Source organism: Chryseobacterium potabilaquae (assembly GCF_902728265.1).
Classification (GTDB): Bacteria; Bacteroidota; Bacteroidia; order Flavobacteriales; family Weeksellaceae; genus Chryseobacterium; species Chryseobacterium potabilaquae.
Window position 1 is genome coordinate 1 of the sequence record NZ_CACVBR010000083.1, and the last position, 5,030, is coordinate 5,030.

The 5,030-nt window shown below is 36.0% G+C and carries 1 protein-coding gene; it reads left to right on the plus strand.

What is annotated here, in order from left to right; genetic code table 11:
* On the plus strand, positions 1-5,030 hold a 5,030-nt coding region (locus tag CHRY9293_RS18160; protein WP_162034267.1), incomplete at both ends, for a non-ribosomal peptide synthetase.

Genomic DNA, 5,030 nt, shown 5'->3' on the forward strand with positions numbered 1-5,030 from the left:
GTTCTTTATTGTATGGTAATGAATTACATTTATTATCTGAAGATATAAAGAAGGATTCAAATTTGATCAGTGATTATCTTTTAGATCATGAAATTAGCCATGTTTATCTTCCTCCTGCCTTATTATCTGTATTGCCTCGTAAGGTTTATCGGAGCTTAAAGGCTATTCTGTATGCGGGTGAGCCCTGTGATGAAGAAACGGGAAGATATTGGGGAGAACAGAAGAAATTATATAACTTATATGGTCCTACTGAATCTACGATTTATGCTACATATAGAGAAATAAAAGAAGGAGAAGTACATTTGATAGGGCGTTCTATAGCCAGTATCACAACCTATGTGTTGGATGAGTATTTACGTCCAGTACCAGTGGGAGCTGTAGGAGAGTTGTATATAGGAGGAGTTGGTTTATCAAGAGGTTATTTAAATCTTGCAGAACTTACAGCTGAGCGTTTTTTAGAGAATCCTTTCCAGAGTGAAGAAGATAAAGAGATAGATTATAATGGACGTATATATAAGACTGGAGATTTAGTACGCTATCTTGCTGGTGGGGATATAGAGTATATAGGTCGAAATGACTTCCAGGTTAAAATTAGAGGCTATAGAATAGAGTTAGGAGAGATAGAAAGCGCTTTGTTGAGTTATGAAGGGATTCGCCAGGGGGTAGTGTTGGCTAAGGAGAATAGTTTAGGGTTAAAATACTTGGTAGGATACTATGTATTGGATATAGCAGTTAATCATGAAGACTTATCTATGCATTTATCTGCTCTTCTTCCGGAGTATATGATCCCTTCTGTGTATGTTCATTTAGAAGAGCTTCCTCTTACGATTAATGGAAAGTTAGATCGCAAGGCTTTACCAGAACCTAACTTCACAGGAGATAGAGAATATATAGCACCAACGACTGTTCTCGAAAAAGAATTAGCAGAGATTTATAGCGAGGTTTTAGGTTTACCAGTTGAAAGTATTGGTATCCATGATGATTTCTTTCGTTTGGGAGGGAACAGTATTATGGCTATTAAGTTGATTAGTAAGATTCATCAAGGATTAGGTTTACAGGCAAATGTAGCGATGGTGTTTAGCCATAAGACTGTCTTTGGATTAGCAGGTGCACTTGAAGGTTTATCAATTGATATTGTAGAGATGATCCGTCCTATAGCGGTTCATTATCCTGAGCAGCAACTTTTATCTTTTGCTCAGGAACGTTTATGGTTTATTGATCAATATGAAGGAGGAAGCTCTGCCTATAATATTCCTATGGTTTTTGGGTTATCATCACAAGTTGATCTTGGCATTTTAAAAGAGTCCTTTAGAATTCTTCTGTCCAGACATGATATTCTACGTACTTTGATTGTAACCAGTTCAGAGGGAGTATGTTATCAATATGTGAGTAATCATGAACTTAGTATTAAAGAGACTTATGTGGAGAGTTCTAAGCAGTTAGAAGATCTTATATCTCAAGAAATCACTAGGGTTTTTGATCTTTCCAAAGAACTTCCTATTTCAGTTTGTGTATTCCATAAAAAAGAAAAGAATAATAGCAATGAGCTCAGCTCTTATATCAGTATAGTTGTTCACCATATTGCTTTTGATGGTTGGTCTACAGATATCTTTTTAGAGGAATTAAGAATTATCTATCAAGATTTATTATCAGGAACCCCGGTTTTTTTACGCTCTTTACGAATTCAATATAAAGATTTTGCTTTATGGCAAAGGGGTTATCTTCAAGGTGAAGTATTGGATAGACAGTTGGATTATTGGAGGACTAAACTTTTGGGAGTTGAGGCTTTACATCTTCCTTTGGATTATGTGCGTCCTACACGGCTTTCTTATGAAGGACATACAGTATGTTTTAATATCTCGGATACTTTAAGCGAAGACCTTCGATTCTTATCTCGAGACTTAGGAGTTAGTTTATATAGTGTAATGCTGGGAGGGTATTATTTGTTATTATCCTCTTATTCGGGACAAAAGGATATAGTATTAGGTACTGTGGTAGCGAATCGCCATCATGCAGGGTTAGAGGATCTGATCGGTTTCTTTGTAAATACGCTTGTCCTTCGAGAAGAGATCGATTATGGAGTATCAGTAAGAGATTTTATTTTGCAAGTTTCAGATTCGGTATCACAAGCTCAGATGCATCAGGATGTACCTTTTGAGAAATTGGTAGAAGAGTTGGGAGTAGTTCAGGATGTATCTCGTCATCCTCTATTCCAGGTTATGTTTGGCTTGCAGAGTTTTGGAAGTGAAGCAAAGAAGATGTATGGAGAAGACTCTTTGTTTCAGGAATTCAAAGGAAGTATCTCTTATGATGTTGCTAAGTTTGATTTGAGTGTTATGATAGATGACGATGGGAAAAGCTTATCCGGAAGTTTTAATTATGCTCGAGGATTATTCAAGGAAAGTACGATTGATCATATGATTAAGACGTATGTATATCTTTTAGAGCAGATGGTATATCATCAAAAAGATAATAGATCTGAGTTAAAGCTTGGAAATCTATCTTGGGTAAGAGAAGAAGAGTACAGTGTAGATGGCATCTTCACCCATCTTTTGGATACTTATACAGGATACGACAGAACTGTTACCATTCATGAGTTATTTGAGAGACAAGTAGAAAATACTCCTGATCATATAGCCTTGGTGTATGAAGGTGTAAAGTTAAGTTATAGAGAGCTTAATGAGAGATCTAACCAATTGGCTCATTATTTATTACAAAACTATCATATTCAGTCTGATGAACTCATTCCCTTATGTTTAGAAAGGTCTGAGGAGATGTTAATTGCAATCTTAGGAGTTTTGAAATCAGGCGGAGCCTATGTTCCTATGAATCCTAATTATCCAATGGATAGAATAGAACATATTCTGGGAGATACCAAGGCTAGATTGGTACTTGTTGAAGAGAATACAAAAGACAGATTATATGAGTATAAGGAACTAATAGAAACAGAATCTTCAAACCTGAGTGTCATAAGTCTGAATGGTTCAGAAATGAAAGCTGAAGTGAGTACTGGTTCTACGGAGAATCCAAATACAGAAGTAAGTTCAGGTGATTTATCGTATGTTATTTACACCAGTGGAACAACAGGAAAGCCAAAAGGAGTGATGATAGAACATAAAAATGTGGTTAATTTAGTAGAGCACCAGTCTGCCATATTTAACCTGAACACAGTTCATTCTTCTTCCCATCTACAGAAAAGAGCATTATGGTATGCCAACTATGTTTTTGATGCTCATGTATGGGATGTTTATTCTGTTCTTTCGTTTGGTCATACCTTACATCTAATAAGTAAAGAAATCCAAACAGATTTAAGTTTATTACATAGATATATAGCTGAAAATGCTATACAGATAGCTACGATTCCTCCTGTATTACTTACTACAGAATTAATTCTCCCTTTGGATACCCTTATTGTAGCAGGAGATACTACTCATCCGGAAGTCATGGAATATTATAGAAGAGAAGGAGTTGATGTAATCAATGCGTATGGTCCTACCGAGTCCACGGTATGTGCTACTTATCATCATTATCATGAGGATGGTAATGCTCTTAATATAGGTCAATCTATTGCCAATACCACAACTTATGTACTGGATGAATACTTACGTCCAGTTCCTATAGGAGCCGTAGGAGAATTGTATATAGGAGGAGTTGGATTATCAAGAGGGTATTTAAATCTTGCTGAGCTTACAGCTGAGCGTTTTCTATTGAATCCTTTTCAAAGCGAAGAAGAGAAAGAGATTGGTTATAATGATCGTATGTATAAGACGGGGGATTTAGTACGTTATCTTCCCGGAGGAGATTTGGAATATATAGGTCGTAATGACTTCCAGGTAAAAATACGAGGCTATAGAATAGAATTAGGAGAGATAGAGAATAGACTATTGAGTTATGAAGGTATTCGTCAAAGTGTTGTATTAGCTAAAGAACATAGTTCAGGATTAAAATATTTGGTAGGATATTATGTATCAGATGCTTCCGTTAATCCTGAAGACTTATCTGTATACTTATCTGGTCTTCTTCCTGGGTATATGGTTCCTTCAGCGTATGTACATTTGGAATTATTCCCAATGACTCTCAATGGTAAATTGGACGGCAGGGCCTTACCTGAACCTAGCTTCACAGGAGATAAGGAGTATATCGCTCCAACGACTGTGCTTGAAAAACAATTAGCAGAGATTTATGGTGAGGTTTTAGGTTTACCAGTAGAAAGTATAGGTTTACATGATGATTTCTTCCGTTTGGGAGGAAACAGTATTATGGCTATTAAACTGATTAGCAAGATTCATCAAGGATTGGGTTTACAGGCAAATGTAACGATGGTATTTACTCATAAGACTGTCTTTGGATTAGCAGGAGTACTCAAAGATTTAGACTTAGAAGGAGGTAAGATAATCCGTCCTATAGTGGTTCATCATCCTGAGCAGCAACTTTTATCTTTTGCTCAGGAGCGTTTATGGTTTATTGATCAGTATGAAGGAGGAAGCTCAGCGTATAATATTCCTATGGTTTTTGGATTATCATCACAAGTTGATCTTAGCATTTTAAAAGAATCTTTTAGAGTTGTTCTGTCCAGACATGAAATTCTACGTACCTTGATTTTGACCAGTTCAGAGGGAGTAGGGTATCAGTATGTGAGTGATCAGGAGTTTAATATTAAAGAAACAGATGTATTTAACTCTAGAAAATTAGAAGATCTTCTATCTCAAGAAATCACTAGAGTTTTTGATTTATCCAAAGAACTTCCTATTTCAGTTTGTGTATTCCATGAGAAAGAAAAGAATAATAACCATGAGCCCACCTCTTATATCAGTATAGTTATTCACCATATTGCTTTTGATGGTTGGTCTATCGATATATTTTTAGAAGAACTACGTGTTATCTATAGGGATTTGTTATCGAATAATCCGGTTTCTTTACCCTCGCTTCCTATTCAATATAAAGATTTTGCTTTATGGCAAAGGGGTTATCTTCAGGGAGAAGTATTAGAAAAACAATTGGATTATTGGAGGACTAAACTTTCGGAAGTA